Source organism: Acinetobacter sp. HZNU-JH01 (assembly GCF_037996845.1).
Taxonomy (GTDB): Bacteria; Pseudomonadota; Gammaproteobacteria; order Pseudomonadales; family Moraxellaceae; genus Acinetobacter; species Acinetobacter haemolyticus.
The window spans coordinates 1,835,549-1,854,994 of record NZ_JBBMZX010000001.1; the positions used below are offsets into that span (position 1 = coordinate 1,835,549).

Genomic DNA, 19,446 nt, shown 5'->3' on the forward strand with positions numbered 1-19,446 from the left:
TCAGCCATTGATAGTCAGGGTATCACGCATACCCTTTTTGTAATTTAATCATCTTGAGGCAATCCATTGGAAAGAAGTGCTAAAGTTCTCTTAACTTACATCTCAATTGTTCATGCCATTAGTCATATTCATATTATGACTTTACCTGCTTTATTACCCATTTTACCAAAAGCTATCCATGTTTCCTTTATGGAACTGGGCATTGCAATTGGTGTGTTTAATGTGGTTTCTCTGCTGGTACAAGCTCCATTTGGCTTTTTAGTAGACCGTCTTGGGGCAAGAAAGATGCTGATTTATGCCCTATTATTGGGTACAGTCAGCTTCACTTTAGTTTTTATCAGCACATCCTATATTTCACTTATCGTTGCAATGGCATTGGCAGGTGTGGCAAATGGTGTATATCACCCTGCAAACTATGCTTTACTTTCTACAGGCATTCTTACAAAACAGATGGGTCGGGCTTTTTCCATTCATACTTTTTCAGGTTTCTTTGGTGCTGCAATTACGCCATTGATGATGATTGGTATAGGCATGACCTTTGGCATAAATTGGGCATTCGCTTTGGCAGCAGTCATCAGCTTTGTTGGTCTATTACTGTTGTTGAATCTCTCACAGATTCATATTCAGCCTCGTCAACATGATAAAAAACAACAACATTTCCATGCGGAAGTTCGCCCTCATGCGATCCATTTTTCAACTATTGCCATTCTGACCCTGTTTTTTACCTTGCTCAGCTTAAGTACAGGAGCGATTGAAAAGTTTTCTGTCAGTTCACTAATCGATGGACTACATATCGACCTCAACACAGCGAATTATGCTTTAACTGCATTTATGTTTTCAGGTGCATTTGGCGTACTGGCAGGTGGAATTATTGCAGATAAAGTTTAGCATCATTCAGCTTTTGCTGCGACAGCGTTTGGTAGTGCTGCCTTAGTACTTATCATAATTATTTGTATACCTATGTCTGCCTTAGCATTGGTGGCTTCATTTGCCTGTGCTGGATTTTTAATGGGCGTCATTGCCCCATCCCGAGATATGTTAGTACGCAAAGCATCCCCTGTCGGAGCAGAAGGGCGTACCTTTGGTATTGTTTCAACAGGATTTAATCTGGGTGGTGTAATTGGTCCGCTTATTTTTGGTTTTTTACTGGATAAGAAACTGGCGATCGGGGTAATGTGGTTAGCAGTTATATTTATTCTACTGACTGTCGTCATTATCTTTATTCAAGAGGTCATGAATAAAAAAATACAGAAATTTTCAGGTTATCCCTGAATATGAATAATTTAACCTCCCTATGGAGGTTGAATTATTCATATAGATCTTATTTTAAATCAGCAATGTCCGCACCAAAATTGATATGGAACACCGTATCGTCTAATACTAATGCAGGTACAGATTTCACCCCTATTGCTTCAGCTTGGGTAATACGGGATTTGTCTTCACCAAGATGGACGATCTCTACATCATAACGTGAACGGTCAAGAGCATTCGCAATACCGTGCTCTGCTGATACACAGACTGGACAGCCTGCATGATAGAAAATAGCTTTACCACTCATTACAGCACCTCAATAATCCATTAAGATAGTCTGTTAGCTACTGCCAACAATTTAATGGTAATGTCAGGATCAATAAACATACAAGCAGGCACAAATCCGTCTGGTAGGTACTTTTTGGTGTAATTTAGTGATTTTACAGGATAAAAAATGAGCAAAAACTATCAGAAACTAGAAGATGTCATTGGTTGCAAATGGTCTGTATCGGTATTGCTTGCAATTGAAGCTGGCATCAATCGCCCTGGTATGCTGGAAAGACATATTGATGGTATCTCTGCCAAAGTGTTATCAGAGCGTCTGCGTAAACTCACAGTGTATGGTTTACTAGAAAAGCATAGTTTTGCTGAAATTCCACCACGTACAGAATATACATTGACGGTTTTAGGCAAAAAGCTGGTCTCTATTATTCAGCAGATTCATGAACTTGATACCAATTCTACTGATACACATTAAAATATTGTTATGACTTAGTTGAGATTCAGAAAGTTTCACAACTGGTACTATAAAAAATATTAAAACTGTATCTTAAAACAGTACCATATCAATATTATGCTTTGCTCATCTATTTTTTAACCCACAAAATCATGGGAGTGGTCATGCAAAGCCAAGAAGTTCAGGTGATTCCTGTACAGCAACAGGATTATCAGCAATGGATACCTTACTGGTTAGCCTATCAGGATTTTTATAAGGTCTGTTTACCCACTAAGGTGACTGAAACCACGTGGCAACGCTTCTTTGACAAAGCTGAGCCTGTATACTGTGCTGTTGCCAAACAGGGTGATAAAGTTTTAGGCTTTGTGCATTATGTGATTCACCGCTCAACTTGGGCAGAAACAAACTATTGCTATCTTGAAGATTTATATGTGTCGCCTGAAACTCGTGGGCAGCATATTGGTAAACGCCTGATTGAATATGTACAAAAACAGGCAATTGCTCAACAATGTAACCGTTTATATTGGCATACTCAAGAAACCAATCATACCGCTCAGAAACTCTATAACTGGGTTGCTGAAAAGCCAGGGATCATTGAATATCGTATGCCTTTGGAATGAGGAAATGAAGTCCACTTTTAGATAAGGTGGACTCTTTCTTTGAACTATTTTTTGATAGGACCTTTTCTTTTCCTAATAGCTTTGGCTAATTTGCCTAACTCATTCTTAGGTTGATATAACTCAATCAAAATATGTTGCATTAATTCATAAGCATCAAATACATCATCTAGAGTAATTTCAGCAGAACTATGGCTTCCTGCATTTCCTAACCATTTAATAGCATAAAGAATATCTTCAAGTTGACCTAAAACCGTATTTTTTGTTTTTGCTTTTTCAATTCTTGTATCTAAATTTAAGCGAACTCTCTTTTTATGCTTATTAGTAGTGGTCTTAGGAATACTAAATTTAGTAAGTAAGTTTTCTATGGATACACGAACTTTATTAGCTGCCGAACTAGGAGAAAGTAGAGTTATAGAAAAAGCTTCAAGCAATGGATTTCTGATTTCTTCTGGGCAATTATCTGGAATTTTGAAAAAGTGTAACGTTGGTTGAAAGAATTTAGGATTATAAAAACATACATATTCTGTCGTAGTATATGTATAACGATCATCTTGGGTAAAAACTGGTTCTTGGCTAACAAAGCCAGTACCAGAGCTTACTACATGCTCCTCACAATTTGAGTTTTGGCAAACAAAAATTGCTGTATATATAGAAGATATCCACTCTTCTTCCCAATAACTCTCTTCTTTCATCATTTTTCGTGATGAAGAAGAATCAGAAGTATGAAACTTACTTTTATCAAGCTGTAAACTAAAATTTCCACATGTAGGACATGTGAAAGTTATTCCTTCATCTATAGTAAAAGGTCTTTTAAATAATTGTCTATCCATACATTTGAATTATCTGAATATTAGGTCATTCTGAAGTGGTACAACTGCATTCTATGTTAAATGGTATATTCTTGATCGCACGAATATGTCACAGTGAAAGTTTTATATAAGCATCATATTTAATTTTTCAAGGTCAATTTATCATCAAGTACATACCGATAGTCTTTATGCACAAAAACTATCGCCTATCTCTCCAAAAGAGCCTGATACAACATCTGAACAATGTGGGTTATTTCTTCTTCACTCAAAGCAGCAAAACCAAAGCGGATATGGAAATAATTTGATATATCTTGAAATACTGAACCAAATTCATATTCAGAGTCAATATGTAGCTGTTTAAGAATTTCTGCAAACTCCAAGCGATAAGACAGCTTAAATTTTACCCATAATGCCATTCCACCCGCAGGTGTAGTAATTTCAACTTTATCCTTAAAAATCTGTTGAAAGGTCATGACTGCAAAATCTCGACGACTTTGATAAATCTTCCGCATCTTTCGGGTATGTCGTTTGATTTCACCTTGCTGCATTAACTCAGCGATTGCAAGTTCGGTAATCGCATTGCCCTGTTTATCAATGAGTAAAATATCCTGTTTCATGGCGTGGATAATATTTAGATCTGCCACTACATAACCCACTCTTAAACTTGGGGCAAAAACCTTAGACAGTGAACCAATATGAATAACTTTATCGGCAGATGGCAAGCTGATTAGAGGTGGAATAGGACGGCTGTCATAATGAAATTCATGGTCATAATCATCTTCAATAATATAGAAATCAAAGGTCTTAGACAGTTCCAGAAGTTTTAATCGCCTATCCATCGACATGGAAACAGTGGTCGGATATTGGTGATGTGGCGTGGTATATACTGCTGCAACCGCATGATTTTCCAATATTTTGACTAGGTGGTCAGTGTCCAGACCATGTTGGTCTAATCGAACAAGAATAATTTGAAAATGATTGGATAAAAACGTTTCTACTGCTGGCGGATAAGACCATTGTTCCACCACAATGACCTGACGTTGCAGTTGTGATTTGGCAAGTACACGAGCCGCAAGAAATATCCCCATTTGGCTACCACGAACTACGCAGATATGCTCTAGAGTGGTTTGAATAAAGCGTTCCATTGACAGCATATTCAATAAGGCTTGACGTAACTCAAGACATCCTTGTGGATCACCATAACCCATAATTTGCTGTCGAGTCACCTTAATCAGGGCATGACGATAGGCACGGGAAAATAGCTCGTAGGGAATCAGTCTGGTATCTGGAACACCATCATTCTTAATGGCTTCCTGTGAGGTGTGTGATTCGGTATGAGGTTGAACAGATGTCATCATGATATATGGTGAATCAAGTTTGAGATCGGGCAAATGTTCAGAAACAAAAGTCCCTTGTCTCGGTTTTGATACTAGCCACCCTTGTGCTTCTAAGTCTTCATACACCGATTGTACAGTTTTTCGGTTAATCCCCAGTTCATCTGCTAAGGTACGTGAACCCTGTAAACGTGTACCTTGCCTTAATCGACCAGACAAAATTTCCTGAATAATTTGATTTGCCAGTTTAAGAAAAATGGTTTTTTCTTCACGTTCAGCAAGATGTAGTCGCATTTTCCACGGTTGTTGCATGATTTACTGGACCATATAAGTTTTAAGAACTGGATATTTTAAACCATCCACAGATTTCTTATTCTGCCCATGTCGCAATGACAAATCAACCGAATAGGAGATCTTATGGAAACTGCACTACTTGATAAGCAACAGTTGATGCAAAATGCCCAACAGAGTATGCAACAGCTTTTTCAGGATGAAGGCTACACCGATCAACAAAAACTTGCTTTAACGTGTCGCATCTTATTTGAGCATGGTCATGATTCTGGACTTGCTGGGCAAATTACTAGCCGTACCGAAAAAGGCAATACCTTTATTACCCAACGTTTCGGTTTAGGTTTTGATGAGATTACCGCAGCCAATCTACTGGAAGTTGACCAAGACCTTAAACCTTTAAATGGTGAGGGCATGGCAAATCCTGCCAATCGTTTTCATACATGGATTTATAAAGAACATCCTGAAGTGAACTGTATTATTCATACCCACCCAACGCATATCGCTGCCCTATCGATGCTGCGTGTTCCCTTGATTGTGTCACACATGGACACTTGTGCCTTATATGAAGATTGTTCTTTTGTCAGTGACTGGCCAGGTGTACCTGTTGGTAATGAAGAAGGGATTTTTATCTCGGCAGCACTAGGTCAAAAACGTGCAGTTCTACTCTCGCATCATGGTCAGTTGGTGGCAGGAAAAACCATTGAGGAAGCCTGTAATTTAGCCATTCTGATTGAACGTGCAGCACGTTTACAGCTTTTGGCAATGGCAGCAGGACAAGTTCAGCAGATTCCACACGAACTTGCCAAAGAAGCTCACGACTGGCTTTCAACCGATAAACGTAATAAGGTCAATTTTGCCTATTACGCTCGTAAAGCTTTGAAAAATCATTCAGATTGCATTGAGGGATAATCACGATGAAATTAGAAGGCATCATTGCTTATCCGATAACTCCCTTTAAAGCTGAGAATCAGGAAGTTGATTTTGACGCCCTGACCATTACCCTAAATGCACTACTGGAACATCAATGTGATGCGATTGCACCTTTAGGCAGTGCTGGTGAAAGTGCTTATCTGTCTTGGCAGGAATGGCAACAGGTTGCCGAAAAAAGTATTGAAGTGGTCAATCATCGTGTGCCTGTAATTTTAGGGATTTCCGAACTCACCACCACAATGGCAATTCAGAAAGCCAAAAAGGCAGAAGAATTGGGTGCAGATGTGATTATGGTCATGCCGATTTCTTACTGGAAACTGACAGATCAAGAAATTTATGATTATTATCAGCAAATCGCAGCAGCTACTAAACTGCCAATGATGGTCTATAACAACCCTGCCACCAGTGGCGTAGATATGTCACCAGAATTGATTGCCAAGATGTTCCAAGAGATTGAAAACATTTGTATGGTCAAGGACAGTACGGGTGATATTCAGCGTATGCACAGATTCCATGAACTTACGCAAGGAAAATTACCATTTTATAATGGTTGCAATCCTCTGGCACTGGAAGCATTCTGTGCTGGTGCAAGCGGTTGGTGTACTGTTGCTCCAAATCTGTTGGGTAAATTGCCAAATCAACTGTATCAGGCAGCGAAAAATGGGGATTTAGCTCTGGCACAAAGCCTGTTTTATAAACAGCTTCCTTTATTACGTTTTATCGTACAAGGTGGTTTACCAAAAACCATTAAAGCAGGTTTAAATGAACTAGGCTTTAGTGTGGGTGACCCAAGAAAGCCATTACAGAAAGCCAATCCATCTGAGGTGAATCAATTGAAGTCATTAATGAAAATGGCAATGGCAACTTAAACTGAGACAATATACTGCTACCTAGTCAAAATTTTTCCTTGTCTGGGTAGTAGTGATTCAAATTCATTTTTCAGGGAATGAGATGTATATTTTAACTATTGCAACACAATGGGCGATTGTATTTAGTGGTATTTTTTTATGGGTGGGGATGTTGACTGGGGTTTGGAAATATTACCAGATTCGACATACCGAACGAGCAAGAGCGCATTACTATGTCGATATCGCCCATCGCAGTAGCTTACTGTATGCAGCCGCAAGCTTAATCCTGGCAGCACTTAGCCATTTTACGGTGTTATCTCATTTGGTTGCCTTGCTTTGTGTACTGGCAAATTTGTTCTTTTTTACCTTTGCCATTCTGTCCTATATTTTGCATGGTCTTCTTCAAGACACCACCAATCAATTTAAACAACCTCATCAACTTGGACGCTGGTCACTTCCCAACTGGATGATGACCTTTGCAATGGTCGGTTTAATTGTTGCAGAACTCGGGGCAACAACTATTTTATTACTGGGAACAATTTTTAAATTTCTGAATTGAAAAACTGCACTACTCAGAAAACTTTATTCTTGTCCAAGAAAATATGTGCAAAATACTTGCACTTTTTTTTAAATTCCAATATTGTCCTATGACAATATATATATGTCATAGGTTGCAAGATGAGCCAATATAATACGCCACATAGTCTTGTTGAATTAAAAGAGAATATTCAAGAAATTCAGCAACAGGTTGATGCTGTTTGCCAAAGAATAGGACGTAGTCCAACAGAAGTTCGCTTATTGCCTGTGACCAAGACCTTACCTGCTGAGCGAGTTGAACAAGCCTATCAGTTGGGTTTCCACTGCTTTGGTGAAAACAAGGTATTAGAGGCCAAAGGTAAATATGAAGCCTTGCAGCATTTACCAATTCATTGGATCTTAATTGGACATCTACAGAGTAATAAAGTGAAGTATGTAGCGAAGTTTATTGATGAGTTCCATGCTCTAGACAGTATTAAACTGGCAGAAAAACTGAACCATCGTTTAGTAGAGGTTCAGCGAATACTTCCTGTATTTATTCAGGTTAATACTTCCAATGAACAGAGTAAATTCGGGGTAAAACCAGAACAGGCTTTAACTCTTATTGAACAATGCCAACAATTTCCACAATTAAAAATCATTGGCTTAATGACCCTCGCTATTCATAGCCAAGACCCTACTGAAGTCAGACGTTGTTTTCAAACTTTACGTTTATTACGGGATGATATTCAAAAAACTTATCCCGACATCCAGCGTTTATCGATGGGTATGTCAGGGGATTTTGAGATTGCCATTGAAGAAGGCGCAACCGATATTCGAGTTGGACAGGCGATTTTTGGAGCAAGGGCTTTACCTGATAACTATTACTGGTCGGAGCAATAAAATATGAGCCAAAGCTATCAACTGACAATCTATCAGCATGGCAAGTTAATGGGTAATTTTCAGACCAGCTCCTTGCAGCCGTTGAAAGACATGAAGACCTTAGTGGAATATTTACAACCCCATGATGATTTAAGTTTTGAACTTTATCAGGTCATTGAAGATACACGATTTTTAATGCAAAAAGATGGTGCAATGCAATTGCTGGGTAGCAAGCATCTTTATCAACCTTGTTCTATGGATATTTTGAAAGAGCTAACCACATGAGTTATTTAATGCCGATTTATCAACCTTTGGCAATCGAGTTCCAGCGTGGAGAGGGTTGTTATTTATGGGACACACAGGATAAATGTTATTTCGATGCCATTTCAGGCGTTGGCGTCACATTACTAGGACATGTCCATCCAGTGATTCATGCAGAAATCGTGGCACAGTCACAAACCTTTTTGCATCTTTCCAATCTGTTTAAACATGGTTGGAACGAACGCCTGGCAGAAAAATTAGCAGAGATTACAGGCTTAACACAGGCATTCTTCTGTAACTCTGGGACAGAAGCCAATGAAGCTGCGATTAAAATCGCTCGTGCCTATGGTCATCATCGGGGTATACAACGGCCTAAAATTATTGTGATGCAAAATGCCTTTCATGGTCGAACACTTGGGGCGTTATCTGCAACAGCAAAACCAGCATATCGAGAGGCATTCGGACCTTTATTAGAAGGCTTTGAGTTTGTACCTTTTCACGATCTGGCGGCTATTGAACATTATCAGGATGATCCCGATGTGGTTGCTGTCTTACTTGAACCAATTCAGGGTGAAGCAGGGATTAATATTGCCTCACCACTATACTTAAAGCAATTAAGAAAATTATGTGACCAACAACACTGGTTGCTCATCCTGGATGAAATCCAGTGTGGACTTGGGCGTACAGGAACATGGTTTTTCTATCAACAGGCTGGAATCTTTCCCGATATTTTAACTATTGCCAAAGGTTTAGCTAATGGTGTTCCGATTGGTGCCTGTCTAACCCACGAAAAATTGGGGCATTTATTGCAATCAGGTTTACATGGTTCAACCTTTGGAGGGAATCCATTGGCATGTCGAGTTGCTTATACCGTTCTGGATTTACTGGAAAAACAGTATTTACAGACTGTTAATGACAGGGGTTATAAGCTACTGGATTTATTACAGTCCAAATTAACAGGACTGAAAAACATTCAATCAGTGCGTGGTGCAGGTTTAATGATTGGAATTGAACTGATTCATCCTGTTGCCAATATTCCTCAATTGGCAAGTGAAAAATTCGGGGTATTGCTAAATGTGACACAAGGCAAAGTCATTCGCTTATTACCACCTCTGATTATGAGTGATGACCAAGTTGAATATTTAGCCCAACAAATTTCGCTGTTATTAAAAGAGTTAAGTCAGAATTATGTGGAGCCACAGCCATGAAAACGATTTATGCAATTCAAAGTTTGGCATTTGAGGACTTGGGAAGTTTTGTTCCAGTCCTGAAAGATTTAGGCTATCAAATTCAATATTTACAGCTTGGTGTTGATGTACTGAATGAGGCATTGGCATCGAAACAACCTGTCATTGTATTAGGCGGTCCTATTGGCGTATATGAAACTGAAACTTATCCCTACTTAACAGATTTTATTGCAGCACTGACTCAACGTTTAAAAAAGAATTATCCAACTTTAGGCATTTGTCTGGGTGCACAATTGATTGCCACTGCTTTGGGTGCAGAGGTCTACAAGGGACATGTCAAGGAAATTGGCTGGAGTCGTTTAGTCCTCAATAATCAGGGCTTAGCCTCACCATTAAGACATCTGGAAAATGTGCATGTGCTGCATTGGCATGGCGATACATTTGATATTCCCGAATCTGCAAAGCGTTTAGCAGGTTCAATGTATTACCCAAATCAGGCATTTTCTGTGGGTTTAAATATTCTGGCACTACAGTTCCATGCCGAAGTTGATCCACATACTTTTGAACGCTGGCTGATCGGACACACGGCTGAATTAAATCAGGCACAGGTTGATATTTTAACCTTACGCCAAGAGAATACATACTATGGCAAACCATTACAGGAAAAAGCGAACCTGTTACTCCGTGACTGGCTCAGCAATTTAATCCCTGTATAACCCCCTGAGATAGAAATTTTTATGAACATTACAGGCAATACCGCTCAAGATATTCAGGATAATATCCGTACACTGATTAAAGAGGGACAGCTTCAAGAGGGCGACTTTTTACCGAGTGTACGGGAATTAGCTGAACAGCTCGGTGTTAATCGTAATACAGTTGCGGCTGCCTATAAGAATCTAGTTGCGATGGGGATTGTGATCTCCAAAGGGCGTTTAGGGACACAGGTTAAATCCTATCAATCTTCACGTCTATTAGAAGGCTTTCAACCCCTATTACAAGGAACTATTGATTTAGCACATGGCAATCCAAAACGTGAATTGTTGCCTTCTCTCAAGCACATTAATTTAGCTAATTTTAACTGTGCACTCTATGGGGAAAATATTTACCATCCTGAACTATTAAAAATCACGCAGGAAAAAATATTTGCCGATATTCCACAGAACTTTAGCATTGAATTTACTTATGGTGCAGTGGATGCCATCGAAAGGATTCTAGCTACCTACTTGGTTTCATCAGATATGATTGCGGTAGAACAGCCTGGCTTTATCACCAGTATTTCTGCCATTGAACAACAACAGTTTAAAATGTATCCCTTTACAGTCAGTGAGCATGGTTTTGATCTCAATGAATTGCTGCAAGCATTACAGGCAAATGTGCAAGCAGTAATTATTACGCCACGCTCGCAGAATCCGACAGGTTATAGTCTGGACACAGTACAGGCTGAAAAAATTTATAATATCCTTGAAGACTATCCGCATGTACTGGTCATTGTCGATGATCATTTCTCATTATTAGCTCAGGCTCAATACCAGCATATTATTCCCCCCTCAACAAAGCACTGGGCACTCATTCGTTCAGTATCGAAATATTTATCTCCTGATTTTCGTTTTGCATTTGTATGTTGCGACTCTGAAACTTCAGAAAAACTGCATCTTAAACTAAATGCAGGTTCAACATGGGTCAGTCATATTATTCAGGAAATGGTTTATCAACTATTCAGCTCAGAACAGTTCCCTGAAACACTACAAACTGCCAAATCTTACTATCAACAACAAAATCAAAAATTTGTTCATTATTTACAAAAGTTTAGCATCCCCTGTGCAACCCATTATGATGGGCTAAATGTCTGGTTATCACTCCCTTATGCAGATAAAATGACTCAAATTCTACGGCAGCGAGGCTGGTTAGTACGTTCAGGACAAGACTTTAGAGTGAATCAAGATATATCAGCAATCAGAATCAGCACCTCAGACATGACAGAGGCACAGATGCAGGAATTTTGTCAGCAGCTAAGACAAATTTATGAGGTAGTGGTTAATTTATAAAAAGGTTTCTACTCTTAAAGAATCTGGCAATAGTGTTCTTATAGGGCATAGATCCATTATTTCTGACAATACAATTTAAGTAAATCAATAATAGGGACTGCAATATGATAAAGATTAGAAACTTTCCAGAAAATGCCCGAATTACCTTTCTCGGCTCTATTTTTAAGGATCATAAAAATAGTGAATGGAATATTCATATTGGTTTAGAAAATCACTATAACCATTTAGCCGATTATGAAAAATATATGGTAAGACATGCTCGTTTTTCCAATATGCCACTGTTGGCAAAAAATAGAAGATTTAATCAAACCAAAGACGTCCCCTCCTACAATGAATCGATCATCACCATTCAAATTGATGATTTTAACAATTGGAAAATAACAACAAATAAATCAGGACAGTACATATTTAGCTACATTTTGAGCGACTTAAAAGGTACACACAAGGATATTCAAATCCATTTACCACACATAGAACTGGCACGAGTCTTGTTTTTCCATAATGCTTATTTATCTAAGGCAGCTTTAGATCAAAGAAAGCTAACAACAGAATATTATATTGTCCCAGAAGAACATCAAACCATTATTCACGTTGATGAGTTATGCGACTTTCCACCCAATCAATATGATAGTGTTGGTATGCGTCGTCTACTGTCATGGATATTACTGGATACTGAGGCACGAGCATCTTATGAAAGTATTTCCAAACGTTTTTTGAGTGAGCAATTTAAAGCTAAAACACAAACCTTTTGGAATTTCAATTTTGCACCGCCCTCACTAATAGGTGCTGAAATTACAATGAAAGTTTATTTCAGTGAAAAGAGCCAACAATATTATGTGAATGAAATTATTGGGATTGCTAATTTACCGACTGATATTTCTAATGAAGTGATTTTTTGTAGTCCAAAATTTACCGTAAAAAATAGTTATGAGAAAACAGGTGAAAGCTCTGGAGGACGTAACTCCTCCAATGATGATCCAACCATTGATGATGAAAAAGAAGCGGATAGTGATCGGAAAATTATCAAAATTGAATCTCCAAAAGTTGCTATGTCCCTTGCCAGTCCTTATGGAACAAAAAAGGCGACACTGAAACGTTCAGGTAAAAAAAGTATACCGAATCAGAATGATGTTGAAATTCTACCTGATCATAGTGTGGGTACAGGTGAAGCCACGATTTTTGGTGAAATTGGTCGTGGGGAATTTGAAAATGTCCATGATGATAGTGATGACCTTGCATTTTTCATGAAAAGATTTGAAGCATTCAAAGTCATGGTTGAACAATTTGCATCACAACATCGTATTCAGCCCATCATTCATGTACATAAGCTGCCTGCGGTCAATCGTTCCAAGCTACATAGAACCCATGATGGTAATCCGAGGTGTATTATTGAAGTCCAACTTAGTTTTCAAGGCAAAAAATTTGTCATTCTGGAAATAGATACCAGTGATAATCTAAAGCCTCTTTCTACACTGATTCTCAAAATCTCAGATACAGATATCTGGAACGCACATTTTCCAACTTTTCGGAAACAAGTCGTTAAAGGCTCATTGCGTTGGCCAACAGCCAAGTCTTTACAAGATATAGGGATAAGGAAAACCTTTAATCACCCACGAAATCTAGCCGAAATGACTGAGTCTGATGAGGAGTTTAAAAATTGGGAGAAACGGTTTGGAGAGGTTTTACTATCATTATAAAAACCCAAATTAAGTGATTGGTTAGAGTAAGGCCATTTATACCACGAACTTTTCCTGTGAAATTAGACAGAACTGAGTGTGTTTGTTTATTTTTCTAGTATAATATAGCCGTACAATGTTAAGTGAATATATATGATTTATATAACAATTGATGGTGATGATATTGGTCAAATGATCACTTCTTCATACCTAAAAAATGACCTACATGAACTTTCTAGGATCAATCATGTGGTTAATGAGAAGACATTGTTAATATCAAATTTTTTACAAGAACAGGGATTCAGTATTATATTTTGTGCAGCTGATGGTGTTGCAGGTTATATAAATCAACCTACTATAGATAAGGTATTTATTTTTGACTCTATTAAGTCTTTAGCTGAGCCTGAATTGTATTTTTCTGCTGGAATTGGTTCAACTTTACAAGAAGCATATGTGGCACTCCTTTCTGCTAAAAGTAATGGGAAATGCTGTTTACATGATTTTGGTTGTTTGAATTCAAATGTTTAGAATTATTAATTTTAAATCGCTATTACGATATGTAGCTATAATTACAACTATCTTAAGTATCGGTGCCTATGAACTAGTACAAAGCTATTGGTTAAATGATCTCAAGATAGTGAAAATTTTAAGTATTGCTCCTTGGATAGCATTGTTACTAACTATTGCTTTAACTACTAGCATTACTGCTCGAGGTCTATGGAGGTTCTTAAAAAAAGTTAATCCTTCACTATATCCTGACTTGAATGGTACATGGGAAGGTGAAATTACAACTGAACAAGATCAAGTAATACCAGTCCGTGTATTGATTAAACAAACTTTGCTCGAAACACAAATCAATATCCATACTAAAACATCAAAGTCCTTGACCCTAGAAACTACTCCAACAATTGAAGGTGGTGAACCAAAACTTTATTATATATATCGTTCATTACCAAAAAACCCTAATTGGAGCTCATACACTGGTTCTACTATTTTTGATATACGTAAGGTTGATACCAATGAGAAGTGTACTTTAGAGCTGTCGGGATACTACTATACAGATCGTAAAACCACAGGAAGAATTAGATTTAGACAAATAGGAAGTTGTACTGAAAAAGATATTTCATTCTATTAATATCAGAAAGTGTTAAATAGATACCTAAGATGTGTAGTATTTTCCGATTAGCAACAAGATGAATAGAGATAATATTAATTAGTTTTATAAGGATTCATATCTGTTGTAAAATCTCAATTTTTTGATTAATTTTCTTACCTACCCAAAAACTTGTCCGACCTACAATAATCAGAATTAAAGGATATGATGATTTAAGATTTTTATGCCAACTGTTGTAATCTGTCATAGATGGTTTTGGTACATTTTCTGGATGTGTGTGCCACTCACCTAAGTAGTGCCATTCACCATTACTTTTTTTGAAAGCACTATCAACAGCCTTTTGGTGATGCTTACTCACACGATCTACCATGAAACGGCTTCTAATATCCCAACGACTAGGCACAGATAGAGTCTTAATAACGATATGAACACCCCGACGTTCACCAATAAGCACTCCAGCACTTTCTTGGCTAGAATCACTTAATTGACGGTATGAGATCAATGTATTGGCGACATCTACAGAGATTACAACTAATGATTTATCCTGAGCTTGGAATACTAGTTCTTTATCGACCATTGCAGATGTCACAAAAGTCTTGTTTTCTAATCCAAGTCGGTTTTTTAGTTCGGCCACCCATGAATATATATTCTTTATAATTCCAATCTCTTTCATACTCCAAAGTTGATAAAACGGCTTCTTGAATTAATGCTGATGTCATAACACTAACTGCTGCATCATATGGCGTATATGTATTACCGCATGAGATTTTCTTTTGATTAACATCAAATAGATTCTCAAAACGTCTATCAACACCGTTTTTATAGAAAGCTATATCACCACATAGACAGTTATAACAACCATCCAAGCTATCTATAAAGACCTTTGAAGCAATACCATTACCGTCATTGAACCCATGGATAATGATTGGTTTTTTTGTGCCATCAATTTGACGAACCAAATAGGCTAGACGTTTTGAAACAGGTGCACGACCTGTAGCATCAATAACAATATCATATAACGACAGATATGATTTTAAGAGAGGGAATCCAAACCTGTATGATTTGATGTTGGTTGCTAGATGAGTTGAATCCTCAAGCCTATTTTTAAGTGCTTCTGATTTGTACTTACCAAAATCACTACTACTTAATGTGTGACGACTGAAATTGTGTGGACCATACTTGTCATGATCATATAAATCTAAGCTTTTGGCTCCCATACCAGCACCAGCACGAATCAATAACTCAGCCACATATCCACCAATCGTTCCGCAACCAATTAGTGCGATTTTCTTGGTGCGTAAATCTCCAACCTCAGGTCGAGATCGGTTTCGGGAAAGAATTGAGTCTTTATCCGCTTTTACAAATGAAATTCGTTGAAATTTGTTGAAAGCATACTTACCTGTAAGGACTGAACTTGCTCTTCCTAATTCGAGTTTACGACCACCTTTTCCTTTTTTTCTAGAATTAGCATAAGTCGTAAACTGTACCGCTGTTTGGTTCAGTTCAAATATCACTCCAAAAGTATCTTGCTTATCTACCTCCAAAACAATCAGGTGATGTTTATAAGGATGTTCTACAAAATACTTTATCAAATGTGCCTTAGCATTATGATCTACGATAGATAGCCACTTGAATAAAGCTTTTGCATCTTTAGGAGGCCAATGAACTCCTGAAAGTCGTGTTGGTCTGACTTTGAGGATAAATACATTGATCTTTTGGGAACTGGATTCTTTTAGATATCTCTGGCTCAGCCATTTCTCTTGAATATTTTTTTCTTGTATTCCAAACAAAATAGATTCAAGGCAATCAGATCTATCAGTAGATATATTTAGAGTTAGATAGGCTACTTTACCATTCAGTACGTTTAAATCTGAAAGAGCATAGGTTTCTCTCTCAGCTTTCCAATACGCTACAAACTCGCCCTCTAATTCGATTTGTTCTAGATGACCATTTTCTAATGATTTGATGGAGTTGTCTAAAGTTCTTTGGATCTGGAGATCTACAGTCTTATACAAGTTGCCAATATCATTCGGATCCCAATCTGCTTCGAGTTGTTCTACATAGCAAAGATAACCACCATTATTAACGTGTGGAAGTAGAACATCTTCAAGTTGCTCAGGTTTGCTGATGATGTGTGCCCACGGCAAAATTGTATATGCATCATAGTCAAACTCTAACGCAATAGTAAAAGTACCCTCAGATGTAGAATATTCTTTAAAGTAGACAAGGGATTTATCGTCTATGTCAGCTAAAGCTTTATATTTTTGACGTTGCCTGACTGTCAGGTGTTGATACCCGCAATCAAGCAGTACTAAATGTAATTCTGACACTCAATCAACCACTTTTCATCGAAGGACTGATAATGGCAGCTTCTTTAGCTTTGAGTGGCATGCTTTCATAGGCTGGTGCAGCTGTCTGAGACACAATAAGACTTAAATCCTGAACACGGTTACCATACTCACCATTTAAAATATTCAAAGCATCTTGTTTAGTATAGGCTGCGTATGCAGATTCAAGTGAAGTTACCAGTTCTCCCAACTTTGTCATGACTTCCTTATGTTTATCTTCATGCTCATAGTATGGAGGAAACAATGGACGATCATCGTTTTCATCAGGGCTTTCAACACCGTTGCGGAAAGTATCTGGAAGTTTTCTTACAACTGTCAACATCAGTAATCCAAAATCTTTAGGATCTACAAAAGTACGATCCAAAATATCTACTACTGCTGCCATCAGTGAAATGGATGATGGACCATTACTTTCTTTCCAATCACCAGCATCACGCCATGCTTTAAGAATACGGCATACTTTTCGTAAATGTTGACCTGTACGTTGGCAAGCATCTTGGAACCATAAGTGAACATCTTTAGGATCACTTTTAATCCATTTCGCATCATCTTTACGTACTGCTAAATTTACGCAGTCTGTCTCAAGCTGATCGTAGAGTGCATGGTCCTCAACTGAGATACTATCGTACATTTCAGCAAAGACTTGAGAATTCGCAGCCTTTCGTAACAGAACATCTTTTTCTAAGAACTTTTCGTATGGAATAGCATACATTGGTACATCAATATGGACACTCTTTACAGGGATCTTAATACGACCACATGTATCCTTAGCTTCAAATGACCATCCTTGACGTTCAGCAGCCAAAGATTTAAGTGAGGCATCCACCAATAATAATAAAAGTTGATGTCCAATTGCTGGTTTATCCTCAAAGAACTGCATTGGCAGGTATGTACCATCATCAATGTCCATTTCTTGTATAGGCTTATATGGACGGTTCAATGTATCATACATGAAGCTACCTTGAGTCCAAAAACGTGGGCTTAGCTTCGAGAACTCTGTTTTTAGATCATCTGATAGTTCCATAATTAATTCAGACAGAATCTGTTGATCATTTGGTGATAGATACTTGAAATTTGTATTCACAAACTCAGCACGAAATGATAGAGCTGTGTAATAAAGTTTAGATGATTTCACAAGCTGTTTGGCTTCATCAAAAACATCTCGTGTACGTTCACGTACGATCTGACGTAAAGCCTTGAGAGATTCTTTCTCACCATCCGAAAGGAGTAGCTGACCGATCAACCCAGTATCACGATTGGTATAGTAACTGTGAAAATTCCAAGTCATGCTGCATCCCCTTGTGATGGTGTATCTGCTGTAAATGGTTTAACTGGATTGATGAAGAATTTTCGCAGTTCAGGATCCTCAGCATAACGTTCAGCTCCTAATTTCTTCCCCATCCCACGCAGTGCATCTAAACTGCTAGAAGTTGCATTATCCAAAGTGATTTCAGATGCTGCTTCATTTGGTATAATTGCATCAATTTCAACGTAATTTTTTTCAATATTGTATGCTTTAAATTCACGTAGAAGCATAAATCGTTGCAAATGCTGATTCGCTGTCATTGTGATTAGAACGATACGCTCACCCATATTCCATAGGCTCAAATAACCTTTACCGCAGTTTTTAGAAAGTACCGCAGGACTTACACAATAATCTTCGCTCAGCGTACCAATATTAAGAACATGAACATCTTCTGGTTTGGCATTCGGGAAATCAGTTTTCATATCAATTAAGACCTCACGGATTCCAACAAAACTTGGGTTATTTGCTACAAGTCCTCCATCGGCAAAGTAATGACCTAATTTCTCAATGTAATACGGTTTGAAATAGGTCGGTGCAGCAGATGTTGCCATTGCTGCATCAATTAGCCGAATTTCACGATCAAATGTGAACATAGGATTGTGAGGGGTTTTAAAGAACTTAGGCTTACCAGTGGAAAGGTTGACCGATGTGATCATTACCCGTTTATTGAGATCCTCAAATTTAATCGTATCGCCAATCATACTCTTAACCGTTTCGTATAATGGCTCATTTTCATAGATTGAACGACGTAGTAGGTGCCACCATTTTTTTTGTTTAAAGCGCTTTAATGGAAAAATATGTTGTGCATTGTCCTCGAATGCTTGTTTTAACTCCCTTGCACTTTTGCCACTTGCTAAACCAAGAGCCAAAATACCACCAATAGATGTGCCTGTAATTAGGTCAAAATAGTCGCCAATTTTAACATTTTCACGTTTTTCCCGCTTCTCGATGATTGATTCAAATTCCGCAAGAAGAGTAATGGTAAATAAACCACGTACACCACCACCATTTAAAGCTAAAACTTTTATTGGATCTCTTTGTTCAGTAAGCGGATTTATTGTTTCTGAATTTTGCGGTGTAATCATTATATTCTCATGATTATGAATTTTGTTTTTATATAGTGCTAAAAATATGCATTTCAAGAAAAGTACTGAGAATGACTCCACACAAAATGTAACAAAAAGTGAAATGATCGAGCTACAATTAGACAAGGCTCTGTAAATCATTTAACTCATAAATCAATAACTATAATATATATCTTGAGTGTTTAATTTTAGCTTTTAGGATGATAC

21 protein-coding genes and 1 pseudogene are annotated in these 19,446 nt (G+C 37.8%); 15 read left to right on the forward strand and 7 right to left on the reverse strand.

Annotated elements, in window-relative coordinates; all coding sequences use genetic code 11:
• Nucleotides 1-66: 66 nt before the first annotated feature.
• Nucleotides 67-888 carry an MFS transporter gene (locus AAC851_RS08780; protein ID WP_340600774.1) on the forward strand — a complete coding sequence of 274 codons (822 nt, stop codon included), beginning with the start codon at nt 67-69 and terminating at the stop codon, nt 886-888.
• 36 nt (nt 889-924) lie between these two features.
• Nucleotides 925-1,272: pseudogene (locus tag AAC851_RS08785) on the forward strand (MFS transporter); the annotation flags it as partial.
• 49 nt (nt 1,273-1,321) lie between these two features.
• Here AAC851_RS08785 and AAC851_RS08790 read toward each other — a convergent pair.
• On the reverse strand, nt 1,322-1,558 hold the full coding sequence (locus AAC851_RS08790; RefSeq protein ID WP_005087304.1) for a thioredoxin family protein: 237 nt from the start codon (nt 1,556-1,558) through the stop codon (nt 1,322-1,324).
• 147 nt (nt 1,559-1,705) lie between these two features.
• On the opposite strand from AAC851_RS08790, the gene AAC851_RS08795 reads away from it, so the two are divergent.
• Together AAC851_RS08795 and AAC851_RS08800 are read left to right on the forward strand one after the other, a co-directional pair.
• On the forward strand, nt 1,706-2,008 hold the full coding sequence (locus AAC851_RS08795) for a winged helix-turn-helix transcriptional regulator (protein WP_005087308.1): 303 nt from the start codon (nt 1,706-1,708) through the stop codon (nt 2,006-2,008).
• A gap of 143 nt (nt 2,009-2,151) precedes the next feature.
• The gene (locus AAC851_RS08800) at nt 2,152-2,607 is read left to right on the forward strand and encodes a GNAT family N-acetyltransferase (protein ID WP_005087311.1); all 456 of its coding nucleotides are present in this window, start codon (nt 2,152-2,154) and stop codon (nt 2,605-2,607) included.
• Nucleotides 2,608-2,651: 44 nt separating this feature from the next.
• Here the strand turns inward: AAC851_RS08800 and AAC851_RS08805 are convergent, their stop codons facing one another.
• The gene (locus AAC851_RS08805) at nt 2,652-3,437 is read right to left on the reverse strand and encodes a DUF4145 domain-containing protein (RefSeq protein WP_005087312.1); all 786 of its coding nucleotides are present in this window, start codon (nt 3,435-3,437) and stop codon (nt 2,652-2,654) included.
• Between the two features lie 185 nt (nt 3,438-3,622).
• Complete coding sequence (gene pdxR, locus AAC851_RS08810; protein ID WP_005087314.1) at nt 3,623-5,062, reverse strand: MocR-like pyridoxine biosynthesis transcription factor PdxR; 1,440 nt, start codon at nt 5,060-5,062, stop codon at nt 3,623-3,625.
• Between the two features lie 105 nt (nt 5,063-5,167).
• On the opposite strand from pdxR, the gene AAC851_RS08815 reads away from it, so the two are divergent.
• From AAC851_RS08815 to AAC851_RS08865, 11 genes are all read left to right on the forward strand, one after another.
• Complete coding sequence (locus AAC851_RS08815; RefSeq protein ID WP_005087316.1) at nt 5,168-5,950, forward strand: aldolase; 783 nt, start codon at nt 5,168-5,170, stop codon at nt 5,948-5,950.
• 5 nt (nt 5,951-5,955) lie between these two features.
• Nucleotides 5,956-6,840, forward strand: a complete 885-nt coding sequence (locus AAC851_RS08820) for a dihydrodipicolinate synthase family protein (protein ID WP_340600775.1) — start codon at nt 5,956-5,958, stop codon at nt 6,838-6,840.
• Between the two features lie 82 nt (nt 6,841-6,922).
• Complete coding sequence (locus tag AAC851_RS08825) at nt 6,923-7,378, forward strand: hypothetical protein (protein ID WP_005087319.1); 456 nt, start codon at nt 6,923-6,925, stop codon at nt 7,376-7,378.
• 119 nt (nt 7,379-7,497) lie between these two features.
• Nucleotides 7,498-8,238 (forward strand): YggS family pyridoxal phosphate-dependent enzyme, encoded by a 741-nt coding sequence (locus tag AAC851_RS08830; protein WP_005087320.1) that lies wholly within the window; start codon nt 7,498-7,500, stop codon nt 8,236-8,238.
• Nucleotides 8,239-8,241: 3 nt separating this feature from the next.
• Complete coding sequence (locus AAC851_RS08835) at nt 8,242-8,502, forward strand: hypothetical protein (RefSeq protein ID WP_004910162.1); 261 nt, start codon at nt 8,242-8,244, stop codon at nt 8,500-8,502.
• Nucleotides 8,499-9,686, forward strand: a complete 1,188-nt coding sequence (locus AAC851_RS08840) for an aspartate aminotransferase family protein (RefSeq protein WP_151707849.1) — start codon at nt 8,499-8,501, stop codon at nt 9,684-9,686. Before AAC851_RS08835 ends, AAC851_RS08840 begins: the two co-directional genes overlap by 4 nt.
• Nucleotides 9,683-10,381, forward strand: a complete 699-nt coding sequence (locus AAC851_RS08845; protein WP_005087327.1) for a glutamine amidotransferase — start codon at nt 9,683-9,685, stop codon at nt 10,379-10,381. Before AAC851_RS08840 ends, AAC851_RS08845 begins: the two co-directional genes overlap by 4 nt.
• Before the next feature lie 21 nt (nt 10,382-10,402).
• On the forward strand, nt 10,403-11,710 hold the full coding sequence (locus AAC851_RS08850) for an aminotransferase class I/II-fold pyridoxal phosphate-dependent enzyme (RefSeq protein ID WP_005087329.1): 1,308 nt from the start codon (nt 10,403-10,405) through the stop codon (nt 11,708-11,710).
• 104 nt (nt 11,711-11,814) lie between these two features.
• A complete protein-coding gene (locus tag AAC851_RS08855; RefSeq protein ID WP_340600776.1) occupies nt 11,815-13,407 on the forward strand; it encodes a Tn7-like element transposition protein TnsE in 1,593 nt (530 codons plus the stop codon).
• A gap of 132 nt (nt 13,408-13,539) precedes the next feature.
• Nucleotides 13,540-13,914: a mCpol domain-containing protein gene (locus AAC851_RS08860; protein WP_151707847.1), complete on the forward strand. Its 375-nt coding sequence runs from the start codon at nt 13,540-13,542 to the stop codon at nt 13,912-13,914.
• Nucleotides 13,907-14,521, forward strand: a complete 615-nt coding sequence (locus tag AAC851_RS08865) for a Cap15 family cyclic dinucleotide receptor domain-containing protein (RefSeq protein ID WP_151707846.1) — start codon at nt 13,907-13,909, stop codon at nt 14,519-14,521. Before AAC851_RS08860 ends, AAC851_RS08865 begins: the two co-directional genes overlap by 8 nt.
• A 94-nt stretch (nt 14,522-14,615) precedes the next feature.
• Here the strand turns inward: AAC851_RS08865 and cap3 are convergent, their stop codons facing one another.
• Genes cap3 through AAC851_RS08885 form a run of 4 tightly spaced genes read right to left on the reverse strand, consistent with a single transcriptional unit; the run spans nt 14,616 to nt 19,239 of the window.
• Entirely contained in the window at nt 14,616-15,077 is a 462-nt protein-coding gene (gene cap3, locus AAC851_RS08870) for a CBASS system CD-NTase/cGAS isopeptidase Cap3 (protein ID WP_151707845.1), read from the reverse strand.
• Complete coding sequence (locus tag AAC851_RS08875) at nt 15,067-16,830, reverse strand: E2/UBC family protein (RefSeq protein WP_340600777.1); 1,764 nt, start codon at nt 16,828-16,830, stop codon at nt 15,067-15,069. Before AAC851_RS08875 ends, cap3 begins: the two co-directional genes overlap by 11 nt.
• A gap of 4 nt (nt 16,831-16,834) precedes the next feature.
• On the reverse strand, nt 16,835-18,136 hold the full coding sequence (locus AAC851_RS08880; protein ID WP_250734268.1) for a CBASS cGAMP synthase: 1,302 nt from the start codon (nt 18,134-18,136) through the stop codon (nt 16,835-16,837).
• Nucleotides 18,133-19,239 (reverse strand): CBASS cGAMP-activated phospholipase, encoded by a 1,107-nt coding sequence (locus AAC851_RS08885; RefSeq protein ID WP_340600778.1) that lies wholly within the window; start codon nt 19,237-19,239, stop codon nt 18,133-18,135. The genes AAC851_RS08880 and AAC851_RS08885 overlap by 4 nt, the downstream gene beginning before the upstream one ends.
• Nucleotides 19,240-19,446 lie beyond the last annotated feature (207 nt).